The sequence below is a fragment of the Pseudoalteromonas ruthenica genome, from assembly GCF_008808095.1.
GTDB classification, from domain to species: Bacteria; Pseudomonadota; Gammaproteobacteria; order Enterobacterales; family Alteromonadaceae; genus Pseudoalteromonas; species Pseudoalteromonas ruthenica.
On sequence record NZ_CP023397.1, the window covers coordinates 228,921 to 252,215 of the forward strand.

The window sequence follows — 23,295 nt, forward strand, 5'->3', positions numbered from 1 at the left end:
TCGAGGTCGTGCTTATGTTTCGTCGTTATTTTTCGGTGACTAAACCGGGGATCATCATCGGCAATCTTATCTCTGTGGCGGGGGGCTTCTTGCTGGCCGCACGCGGCGAGATAGACAGGCCACTTATGCTGGCTACGCTCATGGGGCTCTCGTTGGTGGTGGCCTCGGGGTGCGTTGTAAACAATGTTATTGACCGTGACATTGATGCCAAAATGGCGCGCACCCAAGGCCGCGTCACCGTCACCGGCGAAATATCGGCGTCGGCGGCACTGCTCCACGCCTTGGTATTGGCGGTATGTGGTTTTGGCGCATTAATCTACTACACCAATACCTTGGCGGTGGGCTTTGCTGCCTTTGGCTACATCATCTACGTGGGCGTATACAGCTTGTATATGAAACGTCACTCCGTGTACGGCACCCTGGTTGGCAGCCTCTCTGGGGCGGTGCCTCCGGTGGTGGGGTATGGCGCCGTCAGCGGCCAATTTGATGCAGGGGCAGCCATTTTGTTGCTGATGTTTTGCCTATGGCAGATGCCGCATTCCTATGCCATTGCGATTTTCCGTTATCAGGATTACCGCGACGCCAATATTCCGGTGCTCCCGGTGGCAAAGGGCTTAGCTAGAGCGCAGCGGCATATTGTTTTCTACATTGCTTTGTATGCCTTGGTGGTCATGCTATTGCCGCTCGGTGGCTACACCGGGCTCGCCTTTATGGCGGTGGCGTGCACGACTAGTTTTTGGTGGTTGCTGATGGCCTTGCGTGGCTATCGCCGCGATATTGATATGCATGGCTGGGCACGCCAAGTGTTTGCCTTTTCCATTGTTAATATCACCGTGTTGAGCATCACCATGGCTGTGGACTATCACGCTGCCAATCCACAGTTGCTGGTGCTTAATTAGCACCTTTTAGCAGCATTTTCCCAAAGTTAACCAAAGGCCCGTAAGGGCCTTTTTTCTTATAGTTGTGCAGCCTGCTCAACCACAATGGCATGGCGTGCCGCTAGGCGTTCATGGTCTTTATCGTAGCCGCCGCCAATTACCGTAGCCACTGGGGTATTGTGCTGTGCACAGCGCTTGAGCACTAAGCGATCACGTTGTGCGATCCCCTGCCAGCTGACATCCAGCTTACCTAGGCCGTCTTGCTGCCAGATATCAACGCCGGCGTCATACAACACTAAGTCGGGGTTTAGGCTGTCGAGCAAGTGCTTTAGGGTGTCATCGACCACTCCGAGGTATTCGTCATCGCTTATGTGATTGGCAAGACCGATGTCCAAATCACTGGGGGATTTGCGAAACGGGAAGTTCTTTTCACAGTGAATGGAGCAGGTAAAAGCATAGGGTTGATGTTGCAGCAGCGCGGCGGTGCCATCGCCTTGGTGTACATCAAGGTCAAAAACCAACACATTGGTCACTTCGCCACTATTAATCAGCGTTTGCGCCGTGAACGCTAAATCATTAACCATGCAATAGCCAGAGCCAAAGTCATAATGAGCATGGTGAGTGCCCCCTGCCAAATGGCAAGCCACCCCATGAGCAAGGGCAAGGCGGGCTGTTTTCAGTGTCCCCAAAGGCGCGGTGAAGGTACGCGCCATTAAGTTGTGTGACCAGGGTAGGCCGATACGGCGCATCGCTTTGGCATCTAAACGGTTATGCCATAGGTCATGCACATAGTTATCGCAGTGAATTAAGCTGAGATCATCCGGGGTTCCGAGCGGCGGTTGCTCAAGGTTATCACCGACCAAGCCTAGGCCTTTTACATGATGGTACAGGCGCGCAAACTTGCTCATCACAAAGCGATGATTGGGGTCAAAGCTAAACGAGTAATTGGGGTGATAAACCAAAGGTAAATGCGGATTCAAGGCCATACAGCAAACAGACTTAGCGATAACGAGAAGTTAAGCGTAACGAAAGAACCTAGAGTTTGTCTAATTTCCTTGAAAAGGAACTATCATTGTGATGATAATGTTATGTTGTATCATAACTTTTATAGTAAATCATGAATCTTTCACTTTCTCTTATCTCCTTAGCGTTAGCCAGCAGCCACAATGTTAGTGTTGCCATTGAGCACATTGAAGTCAGTGGGCAGCATCAACTTCCTTCTGCAAGCAGCGAATTGATTGGCGCAAATATTGAACTCAATGGTGCCCAATTAAACGAGTTAAAAGCGCCTACACTCGGCGACACCCTTGATACACTGCCAGGTGTGAGCGCAAGCCACTTTGGCCCCTCTGCTAGTCGTCCACAACTCAGGGGGTTCGGCGCTCAACGTGTGGCCTTAGCGACCAATGCGATGGCTGTGCGTGATATGTCTTCTATCAGTGCGGATCAACTCGTGCCGATTGAGCCTTTCTTTGCCGACAATATCCGTGTGATTAAAGGCGCCACTGCGGTGATCCCTTTTGGCGGTGAGGCGATGGCAGGCGTTGTCGATGTTGATGATAGCCGTATTCCTAAACAACTAAGCGCTTGGCAAGCGCAAGAAAAAGTCGAATTGCAAAGTGGCTACAATAGTGCCAGCTCATTGCTAGCGCAAACTCAAGGGCAGCAACAAGGATTCGCCTTTAATGCCAATATCCTTGTGCGTCAACGAGGTGATTACAAAGTGCCAGACAGCGCCAAGGCACCGGTGTGTGCAAGCTGGTCAGAGTTAGTGACCGATGTGCGCCTAGCCGACCACTGTCAGGTTAAATTAGCGTCGCCGCAGTGGCAGTTTAATGGTGAAAAATGGGTTGATATTACCCCCATTGATGAGCAGATAATTAGTCACTATGGCCTCAATGACCAAGGGAAAGTTAGCAACTCTAGTAGCTATCAAACCTCTGGCTCAATTGGCGGAAGCCAGCTATTTTCAGAGCATCAAGAGCTCGGGTTTGCATACAGCTTTGGTAAAGCTAACCGAGGGATCCCTGGGTTTATGCATCTAGGGTCTGCGACGGCCCCAAAAGTAGGTCAAGCAGCGGATATTCGCATTTACTCTTCTTTTCATCGTATTGATGGCCGCTACAGTCAACACTTCAATACCCAAAGCTACCTAGACTACCTTGAAATTAATGGCTTTTATTCTCAACAAAGAGATGACGAGACGTTAGCTGGCACCTCCGTTAACCTGTTCGAAGTAGATGCTTTGCAACTCAACCCACGAATTGGCTTTACATGGCAAGACCAAGCACCGGCCTCGATAGGGTTACAAATAGAGCGCAGTGAACACCGAGGCGAGGGGAGCGATAATTATTTGCCTGAGATCGAGGGCAAACGAGAGGCGCTGTATTTACTTCAAAACCTGCACTTGCAAGCATTGCAATTGCAGTTTGGCGCAAGGTATGACCATATTCAATATAAGCCGAATCTTGAAGGGAGTTATGTGCCCGGGCGTGGCCAAGGAGCAAACGTGCAGGAACGTGAGTTTCACTTGCAAAACTACAGTGTAAGCATGAATTATCATCCCGTGCCTATGTGGTCCTTGCATGCTAGCTACACTGATGCGCAGCGTGCACCTGCAATTAATGAGCTCTACGCAAGTAACCCCCATTTGGCTTTATTAATTGAAGAGCAAGGCAATACGCATTTAAATGTCGAACAAAACCGAGCGTTAGAATGGGGGACGCGCGTTACCTTGGGTGACCTACAATTGGCGGCGACATGGTTTGATAATGAATACACCGACTTCACTTATCTAGGAAATACTGGCGTAAACAGAGGGGGTGTGTATGTTCAAGAGTGGCGTCAGGCTGATACCGATAATCAAGGCTATGAAATTACTTTAGATTATTCATATACCTTTACAGACTGGGGCGTAATAACGCTATCTGCTTTCACAGACAGTGTAAAAAATACGCCTCGCTATCAGTTTGATGGCAGCTACGATCCTTTTGAACTAGATAACTTCCTAAACCCAGATAAAGCACAAGAAGATGAATATTGGCGGCGCACTATGGAAGGAGACAGCATACCTAAAACTCCAGCGAATAGAACGGGCCTAAAGCTAGGTTGGCAGTATGATGGCTTGCGATTTACTGTAAATTACACACATCATGACAAACAACAAAATGTCGGTAAGCATGAAAGGCCTTCATCAAGCTATGCCTTGTTAGGTTTTGATGCCAGTGTTGTGCAATCTTGGTTAGGAGATAGCGGGGAATTATTTGTCAATATCGATAACATCACTGATGAAGATGCCCGTGCGCACCAAAGTTACTTACGCTTTATTGCTCCATTGCCAGGTCGCAGCATAGCCCTTGGATTGCGAGCGCGCTTCTAACTCATCGTCGGGGGGCGTTTAAGCCCCTCGTACATACTGTCAGATAAGCACTATACACACAGTGGCTTGGCTTTTTTTAACAACCAAAAATTGCGTAGATGCGCAGCCATCAGCAATAAACTGCCGACAACGGAGAAAAGCACCTCTAAGCTTGGCACAAATAACGCGGTGCCAAGCAGCGACAAGCCAATCAACGCGAGCAGTAACGGCAGTGGTTGATGATGTTGACGCAACCCCTGAGGAAGAGCCCACAGCGCCAAGGCTGCAATAACGAGGAAAAGTCCTTGATGAATGCGCTCTGAGAACAAAAACTGCCCTAAAATAGATGTCGATATCAAAAAGCCTGCGGGCAATACAATGCAATGGACTAGGCAAAAAGCACTGAAAAAAATAGCTAATTTATCTTTCATAGGTCCTCCCTTAAATTTCAAGTGTTATATTATAATATTTTCTGCTGTATTGATATCTTCGCATCTTCAAAATAAATCGACGCTCAGCTATTGAAATTCATCGGCGTGTCCCAATTTAAATTTGAACGGCTATTCAAAAAAGGAGTGACTATGTCATTATCAAACCGCCAGATCGTATTGAACTCTCGCCCTGAAGGTGAGCCCGTAGCAGATAACTTCCGCCTGCAAGAGGTGGACGCCCCGAGAGCGAAGCAAGGGGAAATGCTGCTGCGCACGATTTATTTATCTCTTGATCCCTATATGCGCGGGCGCATGAGCGACGCCGAGTCTTATGCCGATCCTGTGGCTATCGATGAGGTGATGGTCGGTGGTACGGTCTCCCAGGTTGTTGAATCTCATATTGAAGGATTTAAAGCAGGGGACTGGGTACTATCAATGAATGGCTGGCAAGATTACGCCATCAGCAATGGTGAAGGCGTTATTAACCTAGGCTCCCAGCCACAAAACCCGTCTTATGCTTTAGGTGTTTTGGGCATGCCAGGATTTACCGCTTACATGGGGCTACTTGATATTGGCAAGCCACAAGCGGGGGAAACCGTTGTGGTTGCTGCGGCCAGTGGCGCGGTAGGTGCTAATGTCGGGCAAATCGCCAAGCTAAAAGGGGCAAAGGTTATTGGTATCGCCGGTGGCGCGCAAAAATGCAGTTATGTTAAAGATGAACTCGGCTTTGACGCCTGCATCGACCACAAATCCGATGACTTTGCTGAGCAATTAGCCAAGGTTTGCGACAGCGGTATTGATGTGTATTACGAAAATGTTGGTGGCAAAGTGTTTGACGCCGTATTGCCGTTATTAAATACCGGTGCGCGTATTCCTGTGTGTGGCCTTGTGTCGCAATACAATGCCACCGAATTACCGCCGGGGCCTGACCGCTTATCATTGCTGATGGGGAAAATCCTTACTAAACGTATGACCATGAAAGGGTTTATCATTTTTGATGATTACGCTCACCGCTATGAAGAGTTTGCCACCGACATGCAAAAATGGGTGCAAGAGGGAAAAATTAAGTATAAGGAACACCTAATTGAAGGGCTAGAAAATGCACCTGAAGGCCTCAATGACGTCCTAGCAGGGCGTAACTTTGGCAAAATGGTGGTTAAAATAAACAACCCTGAATAACGGCAAAGCGAGCCGAGGCGCTTGCCTCGGCGTTAAAACGCTAATGCTTTTTTAGTTGTCGTAGTGAGTTTACAGCGGTGTTGGAAACTGAGTCAGATTCACTATTCGTCCAACCACCATAGTATGATGAATAATTAAAAATGGTACTCTCGGCCCCTGTTGATAAGGGTGTGAGGCTTTGTACATAAGTAAAGAGGTTATCAGCGTCAGCTCTTTTTACTAAGCTTAAACACTCGGCAAAGTTCGTTGCCTGCGAGCAAGAGTCGTACTCTATGAAAACCACTCGGCTATCGTGAACTCCCCAAAAGTGTGTTGTCTCCTCACTCAATTCAACTTCATCGAGAGGGCCATCGGCTAGCAGCCTGTATCCTAAAGTACCGTCACTGTGGAAGACAGAATAATAAACATCACTTTTATAGTATGCATCAGTAATATGCTCATACACTCCGGCGAAGCTTTGCACTGAAAGCGGCTGTTGCTCTTGTATTGCTATAAATGGGGTTACCCACTTTGGACTTTGGCTCATATCAGATGCTATCAGGGTATCGCCCTTATGATTTTGAAAGAAGGCGACTTCGACTTCGCTTTCTTGATAGTTCAAAGTGAGTTGATTTGGCCCTATTTCATAGGTAACGGGGAGTTCATATGGTTCTTCTGCATGTGGAACAGTAAAAGGGATAGTGAGCTCTGTGGCAGTATCGAAGATTACTTCAACAGCCTTCAAAAACACAGTGTCATTAATAATATGTTCGCCCACGAGGCGGCCAATATATTTATCTCCAAAAGATAAAGCAGGAGGAGCAACTTGGTTTAACCGGTACTGGGCACTTAATGAAGCATAATCCGTCAGTAGGGGCGCCAACCCATCGAAATCATCCACACTATGCCCATCAAGTGAAGATAATACTTCTCCACTGTGCACAATGTCATAGACGATGAAATTATCATCAATGAATAGAGGCTCTACATAATTGACATTACGGCCTAAGGTGATTTCCTTAATGCCGCCAGAAGTTTTTTTATAAAAATGCTGTGAGAATATTACGTCTGCTTTGTCACTGTAATAAGAAAGCGGGCCATTTATAATAACTTCGTTAACATCTAAAATTTCACCATCATATGTACCAACTATACCTGCCGATTTATAATACTGATTAGGCAGATAAAATTTTGCCTCTAAGTTGCTTTCGGTATTGATCTCTAGCTGACCCAAGGAAGACGAACCAAGGACCAATTCATCAGTGGAATAAGCCTTCTCTACAGAAGGAGCCGAGCGTTTGGCCATATTAACAGTGTAGTTTTGCTCTAGCCCCTCGACATGGATACGCAGTTGCGAGTCAGACTCAGCGACGGCGCGCAGCGTTGCAGCTTGTTGCTCACGCTCGCAGTATGGGCCACACAAAGCGGGGTCAACAGCTAAGTTCACAGCGGTCGCACTATTGTTTAACTCATAGTCAAACTGCTTCATAGTGTCATCAATAATTAGCGCGCCAGCATCATAGCCATTAAACACAATATTAAAGTCATTAGTGCTGTTTGACCAAGCACCACGCAGTTCAGCGCGACTCAGACTGATATCATCACGCCACTGCTCGGGGTTGTCATCTACTTCAACGGTTAAAGAATAGGCTTGGCTAAGCTCACCGTCGGAAACGTTCAGTGCTAATTCGTGACTGCCAATATCAAAAAAATCCGGTGCCAACGTTAACGTGGCGGTATTCTCGCTAAGGTCCACAGTGACCCATTGTGGTTTGTCTTCAATGGTAAAGGTGAGCGCATCACTTTCGTTGTCGCTCATCTCTAGCGTGACCGTGGTGCTTTGCAAAGCTTTAACCGTGTTGTTGGCAACACCACTGAGCGATGGGGCTGTGTTTTGTGGCTGTGAAGGAGTATTTTCTGAATCAGAAGAGCTGCCACCGCAGCCAAAAAGAGACAGTGCAATAGCACTACAAAGAAGCGAATGTTTCATGTTTATTATTTAAATCCTTGTTGATATTAGCAAGATGAGTCGCGCAGCTGTTCCAAGCGTGCGTACATATACTCGGTAAAAAAGCCATGCATTAAAAAGCGTTGGCTGAGGTTCCATGGCCCAACTAAATACAAAGGATGTTTGTTGTAAGCCATTTCGGTGAGATTAGGTTCGCCAATCATTTGGCCAATGCGAATAGCCATAGATTGGTCTAGGTTAAAGCCATTAATGGCGTCGCGGTATTCGTCGCGTTTGAGCAGTAAACAAAACAGGCACATAAACAGTGCATGAGCACTTTCAAAGTCTAAAAACTGGCTCCAGCGCTTTTCCACCTGAAAATCATCCATATTAACCATTTGCCAATGGCGCCAATCAAGCTCAGTTTTAGGCTTTGATAGCGGTTGCCAATGCCCGAGCTGAGCAAAGGCTTTAAACAAGCACTGATCATGTTCAACAAAGCTGGCATGGCGCATATCATCAATGGTTTTTGGGTACAGCGGCACTGGCTCAACATCGGCTTTATCACTATTGGCGATAATAAAATTCAAGATGTTAGACTCGGTGGCGTAGTGGCGCAAAATCAGCAAATTAGCCTCCACACTTACAAAGTGGCGACAAAACCAGCAAATCAGCTTTTGTAGTAGTCCATGGGCACTAAATTGGGGCAGCGGTAAGCGTTTAAATAACCACACCAAATGCAGCAATATAGCGAAAAGCCCTTGAAAAAGCGGGCGCACTAACCAGCGCAGCGGGTTGTTTAAGTCTTTAAGCCATAAATCCACAGCCGCCTGCTCAATGGGGATGGAATTATCAACGGCCAGCGCTTGCAACAGCGCTGAGTGGTGCTTATTGGCGCTATTATTAGCCATCGACTTCCTCCAATTGCAGGGCATAAAGGCGGGCGACAACCTTGGCGGTGCGTAAAATAGCTTGCACTTGAGACTCGTTTTGACATACCCGGTCGATTAATTGATAAAGCTTTTCTAAATGGGCATCGTCATTTTCGCCGTGGTAGCGCATAAAGCGAGTGTATTCACCCTCTAACGCGACACATTGTTCTATTTGCTTTGCCCAATCGCTGGCCATCTTGTGGCCTAGGCCTTCAATGATCCACATCGCGCCTATCATATCCACCGGGTTGGGCTGCGAGCCGCGATACATTAAAAACGCATGCAAGGCTTCGCTACCGGCGTTGCGAGGGGCATTGAGAATATCGTCAAGTTGGCCGCCGGTGGCAAGGTAATCTTGCTCTAAAACCTCGTAATCGCGGTGCTCTTCTTGGGCATGGCCAATGACCACGGCGCGCACATCGGCATAGTCCCTATCAAAGCTTGAAGCGGTGCGAGTGATCCAACGGGCTCCCTCAACCACCTGCTGGCGTAAATTTAGGAGTAATTTTTGGTAGTCGTGCACAGTAAACTGACCACGCTGTAGGCGCGCAATTATGTCGACACGCCCAAGTTGGCGCTCAAAGTCGAACCAAATGCGCATTAGCCCTTGCAGGCACTGTTGGCCGTGCTCACTTAATACATAGTGTTCCATGTTTACTCCTGTACCACGGTTAATTTCATGTAGGCGTTATTAAAGCGGCCGCTTTCCGGCACCATACAGATAATGGTATCGCCTACGCTATACTGCTGAGTGCGGCGAAATTCATCGAGCATAATAAAAATAGAGGCGCAGCCGGTGTTGCCGCGTTCATACAAGTTGGTGTACCACTTATGCTCGGGAATATGACAGCCAGCGCGCTTAAGCATGTCGAAGATGGGCTGGCGAAAATAGTCGGATGAGTAGTGACACAGCAAATGGTCTATCTCGTCAACCTGGACACGGCCTTGGTCTAATAGCCGTAAAAAGCCATCCACGCCCAGTTTGACGATGTTATCGAGTAAGCGCACATCTTGGCGTAATAAGATAGCCCCTGCGGCCTCGGCATCGCGATAGCTCGGGTAATCCTGCCATGGCTTAGTGCTTTTATCCGCCGTACCCACCGACATACACACGGGATAGGCATCGGCGTGCGAAAAACTGCGGATCCACTCTATTTTAAAGCAGGTGCCACGGGGTTGGCGCTCGAGCATGAGGGCGCCCGCGCCATCGGAGAGCATCCAGCGTAAAAACTCGGCGTTAAAATCTAGCTGCGCGTCTGCCGCCTCATAACGACTGGCTTTGAACAGCCGCGAGGTGAGCTCACTGGCGACCACCATGGCCGATTCGTGCTCGCCAGCCAACAGTTGTAAATAGGCATTCTTTAATGCCATTAAGCTGCTCGAGCAAATGCCGTGACTGGAGTGGATTTCTACATCACTGAGTGCCATTTCGGCTTGCACCATAGAGGCAAACCCGGGCAACACCAAATCACCTTGGCTGGTGGCTGCGCACAATAAGCCAAGTTGATGTTTATCTAGGTAGCTTTGCGCAAGGCAGTCGGCACCCGCTTTAGCGGCCATTTCGGCGTTAGAAATCGTGGTGTTGTGATCGCTATCAATGGCGTAATGGCGTGTTTTAATACCATTGGATTGTAAAATGCGCTTTTTTAGGCGGCTTGCTTTGCCGTGCACATAACCCAGAAGCGGCTCAATTTGGTCATTATTAATGGCCGGGCCCGGCAAGTGGAAACCCGTGCTGGTGATATAAACGCTCACGTTAAAGTCCTTTCAAACTGCTGCGCAAGCAGCGAATATTTTCTTCTAAATAAGGGAACACACACAGCACCGCCATAAAGGTTAAGTAAGCGGGTAAGAACCAAGAGCCACCATGAGGGTATTCCATCGGGGTAAGCTGCATTTGGCCTTGCCAATTGAGGGTGACTAAATCGACCACCACCGGCCAATTAACTACTGCGATGAGCGCCAACATATAAAGCGGCAAGGTCGCCAGGTAACTGTGTGCATGCATCTCCCATATGCTGATGTGGCGCTTACCGGTCGCGTACGAGACATCCCAATGGGCCACCACCTCGTGCAGCAGCCAAGCGGCAAAGCATATCAGCAGCACCAAGACATTTACGCGATATAGCAAACACATCAGAATAGGGATACCCACTTGGATGCCCATCACCGAGTGCATTAATGACTCTTTTAACCCAGAGGTGTGTTCGATATCGGTTGCGCGGTGACAACACCAGTCAATGAAGCCGGCAATGCCCCACAGCGGCAAAAAAACGAAGAGTAAGAGGTTGATCAGTATCTGTGCAGTATCCATAGCGTTCACACTTCCTTGTTAGGAAGCAAAGATTACCACAGCAGATAAAGGCGGAACAAATATTCGTGTTTAACGGCTGTTATGTGCAAGCGCTAACGCGAGTGTGCGGATCTCTTGCGCGTTACTGGCAGACCAGGCTTTGTCGCAGGCTTGATTGGCATCAAGCCACAGGTAACTAAGGTGCTCGTCGGCGGCCAGTTGGATTGGATAACGCTTGGGCAAGCACAATGAGAATACATACTCGGTATTCACCGTTGCCCCCGGTTGATAGCGATAGCGCCATTGTTCGCGGATAGCGTAACGGTGGCAGCGCTGTTCATCCACCAGCCTGAGTTGCTGTTGGCTAATATCAATGCCGGTTTCTTCGAACACTTCGCGAGCTGCGGTAGCACAGGGGAGCTCACCCTCATCAATACCGCCGGTAACCGATTGCCAAAATTCAGGGTCATCAGCGCGTTGTAGTAACAGAAATTCGCCCTCGAGGGTGTAGATAACCACGAGTACAGAGTAAGGTTGGCGTAGGCTCATATTCGTTGATAACTGCAATTAAAAGCACAGGGTGCATTAAGATTTAAGTGTTGTCTATGGTGCTGATACGTAGACCAACGCCTAGTCGCTCACAACGCAATTACGACCCTGATGCTTGCCCTGATACAAACAATTGTCTGCTTGCTTTAAAAGTGCCCCGGGGTGGGCGGTGGTTTGCTCAGTAGAGGCAACACCTATCGTGGTGGTCACCGAAATGCTGTGTTCGTGCACTTGAATATGGCAATGCTCCACCTGGCGGCGTACTTTTTCTGCCACATGGCGTGCTTGTGCCAAGGATGTATTGGGTAAAATGACACTGAACTCTTCACCGCCAATGCGAGCAAAAATATCGTACTTACGTAAAATGGCGCTGATCTGCATGGTGGCCTCTTTGAGCACAATGTCACCGGCATGGTGGCCATATTGGTCATTAATCTGTTTGAATAAATCAAAGTCGATGATCATTAGCGATACATGGGTACCATCTCGCTCTGCGCGAGCTAGTTGCTGCTGCAATTGTTCATTGAAATGACGGCGATTATACAGTCCGGTGAGTGGGTCGGTTGTTGATTCGCGCAGTAAAGTGAGCTCCAAGCTTTTACGATCGGTAATATCAATCACCATGCCAGACCATAACACTGTGCCATCGAGCTGGTGCTTGGGAATAGCATGGGCAAATAACCATTTCTCTTCATTGTCTTCAAGCTCCACTTTAAACTCGCACTCCCAGTCATCCAGGCTTTGCGCGGAATTTAAAATAGAACGTACCACCCGCTGACGATCGTCGTGGGCGATTTTGGTAAGCAACGAGGCGGGGTCCTGTTGCACTGCTTCGGGTGCGACTTCAAAGATGCGCGTACATCCCTCGCTTATGTAAGGGAAGTGCCAAGAGCGTTCAGCCGTTAGCGCAAATTGATAAATCATTCCCGGAAGCACTTGTGCAAACGCATCCAGTCGATTCGAGAGGCTGACATTTTCGCTTTTATCGGTGAGCGAGCCCACTAAATAATCCTGGCCATTATTCGCCGTGGTTTGCATGCGTTGGCTGTACTCAGTAAGCCAAATATAATAGCCGTCTTTGTGGCGAAACCGAAAGTCGGATTTAAACACCCCTTGTGCCCCTTCTTTGCGCCAGTGGCGGGTTTGTGTGTCCTGTGCATCTAAATCCTCAGGATGAATATGTTCGCGCCACCAGTGCGGGCTTTGTACGAAATTTATGCGGTTATAGCCGGTAATGTGGCTTATCTGCGAAGAAATAAAACTAAAACAACAAGGCTCATCAAAGGGGGCTTTGTAAATAGCGGCAGGGACACTGTCGATGATGGTTTTAAGCTCGTTTCTTACTTGCGTGAGCTGCTCCAAGTCATGCACACGTTGGGTTATATCGATATGAGTGCCAGAGATCCACTCGGGTTTGTCATCTGCGGTGCGGGTCACCACTTTGCCGCAATCTCGAACCCAAACCCAATGACCCTGCTTGTGCTTCATGCGCACATCACATTGATAAACAGGGTCTTCACCGCTGAAATGGCGGTCAAAGGCAGCATCTGATGCGTGTAAGTCCTCAGGATGGGCGTAGAGCAGCCAAGTATCAATTGAAATGGGTGAAAGCTCATCCAAGGTATAACCAATAATATTGGCCCAGCGCTCATTTAACACAACCTCACCGGTTTGCATATTCCACTCCCACGTGCCGGCTTGAGTGCCCTCGATTAAGGCCTCCAAACGCTCAGCATTGGAGCGCTGTCGATAACCCTCAAAATGTTCGCTTAATGAGACCACTAAACTACTCTGATTACCCTGACACCACTGCGCTTTAGCAATAAAAGTACGCTGTTCAAGCTCAACTTGCAGGGTAATGTAAGGGGCCTGCTTGCAAAACGTGGTGAACACACACACATCTTGTTTATTAAAAAATGAAAAATCATCAAAATGCAGACCTACATAGCGCTCAAGCTGAGCGGGGTGCGCAGCGCTGCAAACTCCTTGCGAGTCGAAAATAAGCAGTGATGTGTGCGACTGTGTCTGCAAAGTGCCTCCTTCCTCAGCCAAAACAATGACCTATTTAAGGTACCGATACTTTAGAGTGTATTTATTTCGATAGCTCATACAAAAGTATAGGCTAATTATTAAAAGCTATTTATTTTTAGTGCGTTACTAGATTAAAAAATGAGAAAACCGCAATATTTTTGCCCCCAATACGTTTAGCTTGGGTTCATTGGCGTACATTTACAGTAAAGTTATTGCGAAATGGTCAACAGACCAATTAAGGAGGTTGTTATGCGACTGACAGCTTTATGCTTAACTACGTTACTGGCCGGTGCCCTTCCTATGAGTGAGGCAATGGCTAAGCCTGAACACTTCACGCCCCCAGGCCATGCGAAGAAAATGCACCACGGCAAAAAACATAAGCACAAACACAAAGAGCGCTATGAGCGCCATCATCACTGTGATCATTACAGCCATAGATACGACGATGACTACTGGCGTATAGGCCGACATATTGATTATGACGTATACCGTCATGGCAAAGTTCTGAGGCGCGACCGCCATGGCCACGTAATTGTGGATATGCACGGTGATGTGTTCCGGCTATTAGAGAACAGCCTAGAAATAGTCGAGATTATCAGCCGGAGACATTAAAAAACTGGGCGACAGAAGCGCCCTGTAAAGGGCGTTTTGACTTCCTCTAAAACCCTATTGTTATATCCTGTAATGCCATCGAACGAACCTTTTCATTAATCTTTCCATTTTTGAGCCTTTTGGTATCCACCCTGTTATATCGTCAAATAGTCTGATTCATAACGTGTTCAGATTGACTTTGTGAATACAAACATTATTGTTGTTCAAAGAGTTATAAACCAAGGAGCGGTTAGTTAACCTGTTAACCGCTTCACAAAGGTATTCGTATGCGGTTAAAAGAAGCACTTAGTGTTCTGTCAAAATCATCTCCCTACGCAGTGTCAACCGAGAGAAGCCAAGACAAGCAAACCCTGCTGGATGAAATCAAATCATATCTTTACATCGAGATGCCAATCGAAAGGAGAGTTGATGAGGTAATTTCTTCATTTGGTGCAAACGACAAAAAAATGCTTTTCTTGTGTGGAAGTAGTGGGGATGGCAAGTCAGAGCTACTAACAAAAGCGAAGCAAAAATACGGTAGCCGAGTTAAGTTTCATTTAGATGCTACTCACAGTTTCGATCCTCACGGAACTGCAATCCAAACCTTAGATAAAGTTTTTGGCGAATTCGAGGCAGAAAATAGCCCTTTGGTAGTTGGCATAAACACAGGCATGATGGGGAATTATGCTGAAGAAGGGAGTAATGAAAGGATTCGACAAGCCCTAAAAACATATCTAAATGACAAACAAGCTCCGAACGACAGTGGCATTTACTTTGTAAGTTTTGAAGATTATCCAAAGTTTGAAATTCGTGAACATGATTATAGCTCTGAGTTTGCAACTAGCTTACTTGCTAGGATCACTCAGCAAGATGACAACATTATTCGTCAGCTCGTTGAAAAAGAGAAAGAATACGGTAGTGCTCAATCAAAAAGGTTAGTTACAAATTATGAGCTTTTGAGCTTGCCTTCAGTGCAAAAGGTGATTGTTGACCTGCTGTTTAAAGCTCGTCTTATGCGAGACCAGTTTCTAACAGCTAGAGCTCTACTGGATTTTATTCACGAACTGTTACTTGGTAAAGGTTATTTATTTGATAATTTGTTTGCGGGCGGAGGCAACGAGCTTGCAAATAAGATTGAGGGGTTTGATCCGGCACACCTGAGAACCAAACAAATTGATCGTTTTATCTTATGTTTAGACCTCAATTTGCCAAACCCTGAGTTTACGGCTTTTAAAGAAGTTTCTAGCGATTTCGGAATAACAAAAATATCTAGCGCGGCTCAGTATTTGCGCCTTTTTTACGTGCTTAGGCATTCAGACTTCGCGAATAACTTCCATCTTCAATTTAATCCTGATTTTAACGAAAGCTTGGTAGAAAAATATATAAGTGTATTCAGATTACACAAACAGTACCTGGGTACAGCTGAGCAAAAAAGTGAGCTCAAATCCTTCTATCGAGATATCTTGATTTCGGCTGTTCGTAGCTATATCAACAGAAACGCACCTAGGCTAGGTAAAAGGTACTTTTTACTTTCAGACTTTGGTGATTATCAAGTAGCAGCGCCTGCCGATTTAGCGATGGACGCTAAGGCAATAGCTAACAACAGCACCACTAGTAACGCGTTTTTCAACGCTAGATTAAAGCTAAAAGACAAGCAATTTTGCCTGCCAATCAATATTAACCTATTGTCTCTTTTGATAAATATCAATAACGGTTATCGCCCAAATAAACATGACAAAGATTCAGTTATCCTACTTGATGAATTGGCAAATGAAGTAGTTCAAGCGGCTAAGTCTGCCGATGAGTTGATTATCACTGGTGGCGGGAAAAAGTATGAACTGGAGCTTGATGATGACGAAATTGTGGTGAATGAGGGATAACTGATGCCATTGATAGATGATTTAAAGCCAAAAAATAACAGTGCAGCTAGCTTTTTTCCGGTGACAACTAATAACTCGAATAATAAGTATGACTGGGACAGTGTTGTCGGATTTTTTATAAAAACGCTACATAGCCTAGAACTTGCAGATCAAATAAAAGCGATAGAGGATTTTCAAGCACTGTGTAAAGCCCAGATTGAACCAAAATTAGATGGCGAATCATTCTGGCCTATAATAGAAAAAATGTATTTTGATAGTGGTCAAGTATTGAAGATCGCTCCAGAGATGCAAGCATTAAAAGTTTTGGATAGTGAGGCTAGTAGCGCTGGAGATGAACGACTTAACACCATGTTTGTGAACCTAATGGGTGAGTTAGCGCTAACTGAAAAACCAATAACCCATCTAAACTTTTTAGAGCGAGAAATAAAACAGATCTTTGACTCGCCATTGGTTACCAAATCTAACAAAAAAACTCGCAAACAACATGCTGCCTATGTGCCCCAAATTGCAAAGCAATTTCAAAACGACTTAAATTTTTTAGTAGGTTATCCAGAACAATTTCAACTCAGCATTAAGTCTTTACTGAAGTTATATGGTTTCTTATATACAGCCCAGCTGTCGCTCAATATCAAAGGCTGGGCAAACGAACCCAGTATCAAGCCATGCTTTTTTATTCTTGATAGCGAAAAAGCCAGCAAAGAGCGCACTAAGCTGAAGTTACATGGACATAAACAGGTTGTTGAATCGAGTTATTCGCTATTTCCTTTGTTATCACTCAATGAAAGCTTGCAAGATAGCAAAGGCATCGTTGTACCTCTTTGGCAATTAGTGCAGGAGCTTACTGAGGCAGATATCGACAAGCTAAACCAATATGCCCAAGACTTTTACGAAGACCGTAAGCTCACCAGTAAATTGCAACCAGCCTGTGACGTGCAAAGCGCAATAACCATGTTGTCGAACTTGTTTAGAGAGCAATTTAAAAAAGGGACTTCTCGAGAAGCGGCTTTCAATAAGTTTGTAAATGGCACCCGGGAAACCTTCATAAAACCATTTGAGCAAAGCAGAGGGCCGGCGGGATCGTTTTTAGTCCTAAACCAGGATTACCTACTACTTCTGACGAACCTCGCCATAGGCGAAAGAGAGCGCTTAAGGTTACATGAGTTATTAATTGAATTTCAAAAGAGAGGCGTATTCTTCGATAAAAGCAGTGAAGAGTGTTTAATCGAACTGTTTGAGCGTATGGGTAATGTAGAGCGAATGAGTGACAGCGGGGATGCAGTGTATGTCAAAAAAACGATATGAAGATTTTTTAGTTGAGCACTTCTGTAAATGGGCAAAAACAAATTTAGATGGGGAGAGTCGATTACAGTTTCGCTCTCCCGATGATGCCAACAGTCAGAGGCTCTATCGCGCCCTAAATAAAGCAACCAACTGCTCGGTCTCTATCAATACCCCGGAGGTTAATGAAACATTCGATGCGATTTCTTTTGAAAACGCAAAGCTTATTCCTATTGTGCATAGTGAACAGGATGATGGATACAGTGAAAACTTTATTTCACACTTACGGGATCTTGTTTCATCTCAAGAGGGTAACTTTAAAGACTGTGCGCTTGTAGTTGTTCACAACTCCTACCTAGATACCTTGATTAATTCAGCAAAAGACTTGGGTGCGCGTGGTGAAATATGGCACCCACTAACTATAAAAGAGTCGCTCAGCGAATTGATAGACGAGATTCAAGGCCGTGATAAGGTCTCTCAATGTTTACTTAATCACCGTTTTAAGCTCATCATGCAAGACGGTGCGACCATGTTTGGCTTCGCGGAGTTATTTGACGCATTGGAAGATGGAGTCATTCAGTTTGATGAGCTTGGTATGTTCCGCGACACTACAATTGTCGACTGGGACGATACAGCTCAGATAGATAAACGCTTGTCACGTAATCACCAACTGTTTGAAAATATCCATGATATCGTCGAGCGTTATCCCCAAGAATTAGTTGAAAAACTCGGCGATCTTGAACTAAGCGAAAAGTTCGTTAATGACTATTTCACGGATCGAGAAAAGTGGAAAGAACTTGAGTTTGGTCAAATTCAACAAGAGCAACGTGCGAATAAAGAAAACTTATTAGCATTTGAAAAAGAGTCCTTGGGTGGCTTGAACTTTATTGCTCGCGAAAGTAAAAAAGAGCGTCATCTGATCATTGAAGTCCCCGCTGAACAAAGAGAGTTCAAACTTGAAGCAAGTTTTGTTGGTGGAACGCTGCAAAGAAATGAGCTTAAATTACAGCACACTAAAGAGCCAATTACGCTCGACGTGAACAACCGCTCCAATAAGCGAAGTATCGCAGAAGCTATTGGTAGTTTTAATAACACGCCATTGTTTTTCAGTATCGACTTTAAGCGGGAAAAGCCGCAAGAGCGCTTTAAATATCGCATTTTATTAGTACCTGAAGGCGCTTTTTATCTTGATGACTTGGCTGATATCTTCTTGCTATCACCAAGGAAAGATTTAATTACATTGCAGACCAATGCGGGAAAAGTGCAGGTTGCTCAGTCCGGTAAAGCTGCGACAGTAACTCAATCAAATCAAATATTCCAAACCTCCACGATATCAGAAATCGACTTTGCTCAATTCGCTAATGAGACCGATATGCTTACCTTTGCCATTCAAAGTGGCGAGCATATTTTAAACTTTGAAGTTGATGGGGCAGTTTCGTCTGAAACCTTAAGTTTACCCATGGTGCTCGATACCAACTTATATAACCGTTTATACAATGACGAATTTAACGGGTTGTATAACAGGGCTAAAGAGAAGGTGGTACGCGACGGTAAAGATTTAACACCAAAAGGCCAGCGCAAGCATGTACTAAATTGGGAAGGGCAACTTCAAGATCAGCGCCTGCTCGCAAGCCAAGTGGGTATGCGACCAGAGGTGAAGCTCGATGATTTGGCTCTACACTACCCAGAGCTACATCAAGCATACACAAAGCTCTTTGATTATTTAGAGCTGCGCAAGACTCTGCTTAGTACCAGCTCTTGGGGGCCTAAACTACTCAACATAGTTGAAGAGGTCGTGGCTTGCTACTTATCTGAAGTGGAAAAACTCGAGACAAAATCTTTGCTGAGTCCACAAGCCAACTTATTAGCAAATATTGGTATTGCGCAGTTTAATGATCGTGAATACATCACGCCCTATCACCCATTGACGTTAGCTTACTTTGCTCAGTTAGTAACAGCGGCAAGTAGTGAAGACGATGCAAGTTTTGGCACATTACCAAGCGCCACCCTGAAAAGGCTGAATATCGAAGGTTTACTGCCTTTTGTATGGCATGCAACGCAAGGCTTTGCTTATAACCAAGCGCTAGCTGAAAATAGAATGTGGTGCGAGCTGGTGACCAACAAGGAGGCAAACCTTGATTATGTTAGGCCTCTAGTTCGTCAAAAAGCCAATGAGTTCACCAAAGCCTTTGATGTGCTTTTTAACCAAGGTGCAAAAGAAACGCTCTACATCAATTCGATCAACAATGGCGATAATACGGCTCTATTCTTAGGCCTAGTAGACTACTTGAAAAAGTATTCACCTGATCAAGCCAATCGTATTCATGTCAATCTTTACGATAAGAAGCTACAACGCACTTATTTTGACGAGTTTGCCGACGCCCCAAGCTATGACGAGCTTAAAGAGATTGCACAATTAGGAAGTGAAAAAGACAAAGCCGATGCGGTTGCAGACATGCTTAAAAACCGCATTACGTACAGCAAATTTAAGTTGGGTGATGATTTAGAAAGCTTTAATTATGCTCACATTAGCTTTGTTCGCAACGACACCAAAGTAGAGCCAATTCCTGTTGATGTGCAAACTGAAAAAACGGGTGTTGCTTGTCATGGTTTGCTTGCTGGTGAAACGGCGTACAACGAGCAAAATACCTATTTTACCACTTATGGCTTAAACGGTATTGCCAGCGACGATAAGCCTAGCCTTAAGCTTAGCGGCCACTTTAACAACCTAGCTAAAGCAGCATGGAGCAGCCAAAAGTACGAAACCAATAACGGACTAGCGCTCAAAGTAGCTGGTGAACTCTCGCAGTTGTTGGAACATGTATACGATAACTCAGTATGGACGGTGATCATTGACCCTAAAGTGACGTTAGACTTTTTTAAAGCACAAAAAGACGCAGTACTGATCCACTACTCAGATAACTTTTCTAACTCAGCAAACTATGATGCCATTACCGTAACCAAGCGTCGTGACTTATACGACCAAGTGTTATCTCAGGGCGTAAAAGGGTTAATTGACGAGTTTAATGCCTTTAACGGCGAATGGCTGCTGAAAATGATCACGTGCAACGACAATGAGCGTAAGGAAAAGAAAAGCATTATTGGAGCCTATAAATACGTGAATTGCCTGTTACACCAAAGCGATATTACTTGGGTACCCATGAGTGTGGCTGAAATGCTACGAGTAGCAGGTAATGTGGGCTTTAAAATGAGTGAAAGCGAATTCTCTCGTTTTGCTCAGGGGTTTAAGAGTGGTGCGATTTCCGATGACGTGCTATTTGTTGGTTTCAAAGAGGGCAAAATGTACTTATTGCCACTCGAAGTCAAAATTGGCCAAAAGCGCAGTCATGGTAAAGGGGTGAAACAAGCCAAAGAGCTCAAGCGCTACTTAGTCGAAAACTTGTTTGGCCGTAACGATTTAGCTGGGCATTTATATCGTGGCCTTTTTGTGCGACAGATTTTAATGCAAGTGGATAAGTTCGAGTTATACAAAGTCTACGCACCTGGCTATTTTGATGAGCTTAAAGCAAACCGCGCGTGGTGGCTGCAAGGGGATTACCAAGTAGCCGATTTAGCCCAGTACCCCCAAGGTTTTATGATGGCCTTTTTTGAAAATGCCGACTACGCCAAAGAAGAGTTTGTTGTTGAAGATGACATACTGCAAATAAAGCTCCCAAGCGCCAACTTAAATAAGTTCATCAGCACGGAGTTGCAGTCGCTATTTGAAAATATTACTAGCAGCTCGCTTTGTCATATCCCCGAAGAATATATTCTCCGTGGAGACACATCCTCGGTAATTAATGACCAAAGCGAGTCACTAGAGCCAGAAGTTGCGGCCACAGAATCTACGGCTGATGATTACGAGGTTCAACAGACTGAGCTACAAAATGTAGCGGAGGTTAAGGCTCCAATTGTGGCACCTGAGGCGGCAGTTGATGAGCCACTAAAAGTATTGGTTGGTCATGAAATTAAAGATAACTCGCAAGTGCATTGGGAGCCCACTAATACCGCCAAGTTTATGAATACCAACTCAGGTATTATTGGCACCATGGGCACGGGTAAAACTCAGTGTACTAAGTCAGTGGTAACGCAGCTTTACCGTAATCAACACCAAAATGTGGATGGTAAACCAATTGGTATTCTTATTTTCGATTATAAGTCTGACTACGTTGACGAGAAGTTCCTAAATACCACCAAGGGCAAAAAGTTTAACCTTCATAAACTTCCCTATAACCCGCTGAGTTTATTTGGCGATACACCCATGTTACCAGTGCACACGGCGCGAGGCTTTTCAGAAACCATGGGTAGAGCGTTTAACTTAGGCACGAAACAGCAACTTAGACTAAGAAAGCTAATTAGCGAAGCGTATGACATGGCAGGGATCCACAAAGCGGATCAATCTACGTGGAGCAAAGCTGCGCCGACCATGGCCGATTTATGGTCGTTATTCCTCGACAGCGACCCAGCTGAAGACTCCTTATACGCTGCGCTCGAAAGCGTGTGCGAACTTGAAGTATTTGAGGATGACAACACCAAGTGCATGTCACTTTATGACCTAGTAGACGGCATTACAGTTGTAGAACTGGCTGGTTACCCGAGTGAAGTTCAAAACTTAGTGGTAGCACTCACACTCGACTTATTCTATTCACAAATGCAAAAGCAAGGTAAGCCCGAAGTGCAAGGCGACTTTAGGCAAGTGACTAAACTGGTGCTGGTGGATGAAGCAGACAACTTTATGTCGCAAAACTTTCCAAGCCTGCGAAAAATTCTAAAAGAAGGGCGTGAATATGGTGTGGGTGTGATTTTATCAACCCAAGATATTACGCATTTTAAAACCGGTGAAAACGACTATTCAGCGTACATTTTAAGCTGGATTGTGCACCGTGTGGCACAAATTAAAAACCAAGATATTAAAGGTATTTTCAATGTGGATGATAAGTCAGAGCAAGAGCTACTGATGAAAAATATCCGCGAGCTAGAAAAGCATACCAGCCTTTATATCAACGGTGAAAAGCAAATTAAGCGTATTAAAGATAAAGCGTTTTGGGAGTTATTGAGTGACGCCTAATGAATTACGTGCAGCAATATTAGGCGTTAAGCGTTGGAGCCGTGCTGATCAGCGTGCGCCTAATAAACCATTAATGATGGCTTATGCACTCGCTAAATATATTCAAGGGCACGGTCAAATGTTTAGCTATGAAGGTGAGGTTGATAGAGACGTTTACCTTTTGCTAAAGCGTTTTGGCCCTTCTCGAAAGGCCTATCATCCTGAATATCCTTTTTGGCGTTTGGTCAATGATGGTATATGGCGTATAGACAACGCAGAAGAGTGTATCCCAAGAAGTAGTAATACTGACGCTAAAAAATCCGAGTTAATAAAGCACCAAGTAACAGGTGGCTTTAGCGATGAGATTTTTATCAGCTACTAAAAAACGATACGCAACTAGCTACAGAGCTGTTAGAAACAATACTTTCCGAGAGTTTTCCTGAAAGTATTGTGCCTGAAATTACAACTCAACTTGGTTTAGAGTTTACTTTTAAGCAAGTTCAAAAACGCGATCCCAATTTTAGGCGTGAGGTGCTAAATGCCTATAACGGCAAATGTGCAATTTGTGGTTTTGATGCTCGGTTGAATGATGACTTATTTGCAATAGAAGCTGCACATATAAAATGGAAACAATTTTATGGGCCATGCTCAGTAAATAATGGGTTAGCTCTTTGCTCTATTCATCATAAAGCTTTAGATAAGGGGGTTATCACAATTACACCAGAAATGATGGTTAAAGTATCAAATGCTTTAAATGGAAGTGGAGTGGTTGAAAAATTGTTCTGGGGTTTTGATAGTAAACAAATTCAATTGCCTCGTCAGTCTAAATTTTTACCGTTAGGGTCTTATTTTGAATGGCATAGAGATAATGTTTTCAAACAAGCCAAAGCTTGAGTAGGTTTTACCAGTTAGTGTAATAAT

General features: G+C 45.3%; 16 protein-coding genes and 1 pseudogene. 8 read left to right on the plus strand and 9 right to left on the minus strand.

Annotated elements, in window-relative coordinates; all coding sequences use genetic code 11:
* The first annotated feature begins 14 nt into the window (after positions 1-14).
* Positions 15-899, plus strand: coding sequence for a heme o synthase (gene cyoE / locus PRUTH_RS16335; protein ID WP_151173900.1), 885 nt, complete (start codon positions 15-17; stop codon positions 897-899).
* A 56-nt stretch (positions 900-955) separates the two neighbouring features.
* Here the strand turns inward: cyoE and PRUTH_RS16340 are convergent, their stop codons facing one another.
* Positions 956-1,864: a histone deacetylase family protein gene (locus PRUTH_RS16340; RefSeq protein WP_151173901.1), complete on the minus strand. Its 909-nt coding sequence runs from the start codon at positions 1,862-1,864 to the stop codon at positions 956-958.
* 131 nt (positions 1,865-1,995) lie between these two features.
* Between PRUTH_RS16340 and PRUTH_RS16345 the strand changes: the two genes are divergently transcribed.
* The gene (locus PRUTH_RS16345) at positions 1,996-4,257 is read left to right on the plus strand and encodes a TonB-dependent receptor (protein ID WP_151173902.1); all 2,262 of its coding nucleotides are present in this window, start codon (positions 1,996-1,998) and stop codon (positions 4,255-4,257) included.
* A gap of 50 nt (positions 4,258-4,307) precedes the next feature.
* Here PRUTH_RS16345 and PRUTH_RS16350 read toward each other — a convergent pair whose 3' ends face one another.
* Positions 4,308-4,667: a MerC domain-containing protein gene (locus tag PRUTH_RS16350; protein ID WP_022946428.1), complete on the minus strand. Its 360-nt coding sequence runs from the start codon at positions 4,665-4,667 to the stop codon at positions 4,308-4,310.
* A gap of 150 nt (positions 4,668-4,817) precedes the next feature.
* On the opposite strand from PRUTH_RS16350, the gene curA reads away from it, so the two are divergent.
* Complete coding sequence (gene curA / locus PRUTH_RS16355; RefSeq protein ID WP_151173903.1) at positions 4,818-5,846, plus strand: NADPH-dependent curcumin/dihydrocurcumin reductase; 1,029 nt, start codon at positions 4,818-4,820, stop codon at positions 5,844-5,846.
* Positions 5,847-5,886: 40 nt separating this feature from the next.
* Here the strand turns inward: curA and PRUTH_RS16360 are convergent, their stop codons facing one another.
* The 7 genes from PRUTH_RS16360 to PRUTH_RS16390 all read right to left on the minus strand — a co-directional run bounded on the left by PRUTH_RS16360 (position 5,887) and on the right by PRUTH_RS16390 (position 13,578).
* Positions 5,887-7,815 carry a hypothetical protein gene (locus PRUTH_RS16360; protein WP_151173904.1) on the minus strand — a complete coding sequence of 643 codons (1,929 nt, stop codon included), beginning with the start codon at positions 7,813-7,815 and terminating at the stop codon, positions 5,887-5,889.
* Between the two features lie 26 nt (positions 7,816-7,841).
* Entirely contained in the window at positions 7,842-8,684 is an 843-nt protein-coding gene (locus tag PRUTH_RS16365; protein ID WP_151173905.1) for a DUF6999 family protein, read from the minus strand.
* Entirely contained in the window at positions 8,677-9,357 is a 681-nt protein-coding gene (locus PRUTH_RS16370; protein WP_151173906.1) for an iron-containing redox enzyme family protein, read from the minus strand. The genes PRUTH_RS16365 and PRUTH_RS16370 overlap by 8 nt, the downstream gene beginning before the upstream one ends.
* A gap of 2 nt (positions 9,358-9,359) precedes the next feature.
* Entirely contained in the window at positions 9,360-10,460 is a 1,101-nt protein-coding gene (locus PRUTH_RS16375; RefSeq protein ID WP_151173907.1) for a beta-ketoacyl-ACP synthase III, read from the minus strand.
* A gap of 1 nt (position 10,461) precedes the next feature.
* A complete protein-coding gene (locus PRUTH_RS16380; protein ID WP_022946431.1) occupies positions 10,462-11,019 on the minus strand; it encodes a hypothetical protein in 558 nt (185 codons plus the stop codon).
* A gap of 69 nt (positions 11,020-11,088) precedes the next feature.
* Positions 11,089-11,547: a dihydroneopterin triphosphate diphosphatase gene (nudB, locus tag PRUTH_RS16385; RefSeq protein ID WP_151173908.1), complete on the minus strand. Its 459-nt coding sequence runs from the start codon at positions 11,545-11,547 to the stop codon at positions 11,089-11,091.
* 81 nt (positions 11,548-11,628) lie between these two features.
* Complete coding sequence (locus PRUTH_RS16390; protein WP_151173909.1) at positions 11,629-13,578, minus strand: GGDEF domain-containing protein; 1,950 nt, start codon at positions 13,576-13,578, stop codon at positions 11,629-11,631.
* 249 nt (positions 13,579-13,827) lie between these two features.
* Between PRUTH_RS16390 and PRUTH_RS16395 the strand changes: the two genes are divergently transcribed.
* The 5 genes and pseudogenes from PRUTH_RS16395 (at position 13,828) to PRUTH_RS19400 (ending at position 23,268) form a co-directional block, all read left to right on the plus strand.
* Complete coding sequence (locus tag PRUTH_RS16395) at positions 13,828-14,190, plus strand: hypothetical protein (protein ID WP_151173910.1); 363 nt, start codon at positions 13,828-13,830, stop codon at positions 14,188-14,190.
* 266 nt (positions 14,191-14,456) lie between these two features.
* Positions 14,457-16,049 carry a DNA phosphorothioation-dependent restriction protein DptF gene (gene dptF / locus PRUTH_RS16400; protein WP_151173911.1) on the plus strand — a complete coding sequence of 531 codons (1,593 nt, stop codon included), beginning with the start codon at positions 14,457-14,459 and terminating at the stop codon, positions 16,047-16,049.
* A 3-nt stretch (positions 16,050-16,052) separates the two neighbouring features.
* Positions 16,053-17,351: a DNA phosphorothioation-dependent restriction protein DptG gene (gene dptG, locus PRUTH_RS16405; RefSeq protein ID WP_138509211.1), complete on the plus strand. Its 1,299-nt coding sequence runs from the start codon at positions 16,053-16,055 to the stop codon at positions 17,349-17,351.
* Positions 17,332-22,395, plus strand: a complete 5,064-nt coding sequence (gene dptH, locus PRUTH_RS16410) for a DNA phosphorothioation-dependent restriction protein DptH (protein WP_151173912.1) — start codon at positions 17,332-17,334, stop codon at positions 22,393-22,395. The genes dptG and dptH overlap by 20 nt, the downstream gene beginning before the upstream one ends.
* Positions 22,385-23,268, plus strand: a pseudogene (locus tag PRUTH_RS19400) (phosphorothioated DNA-binding restriction endonuclease). Before dptH ends, PRUTH_RS19400 begins: the two are co-directional and overlap by 11 nt.
* Positions 23,269-23,295 lie beyond the last annotated feature (27 nt).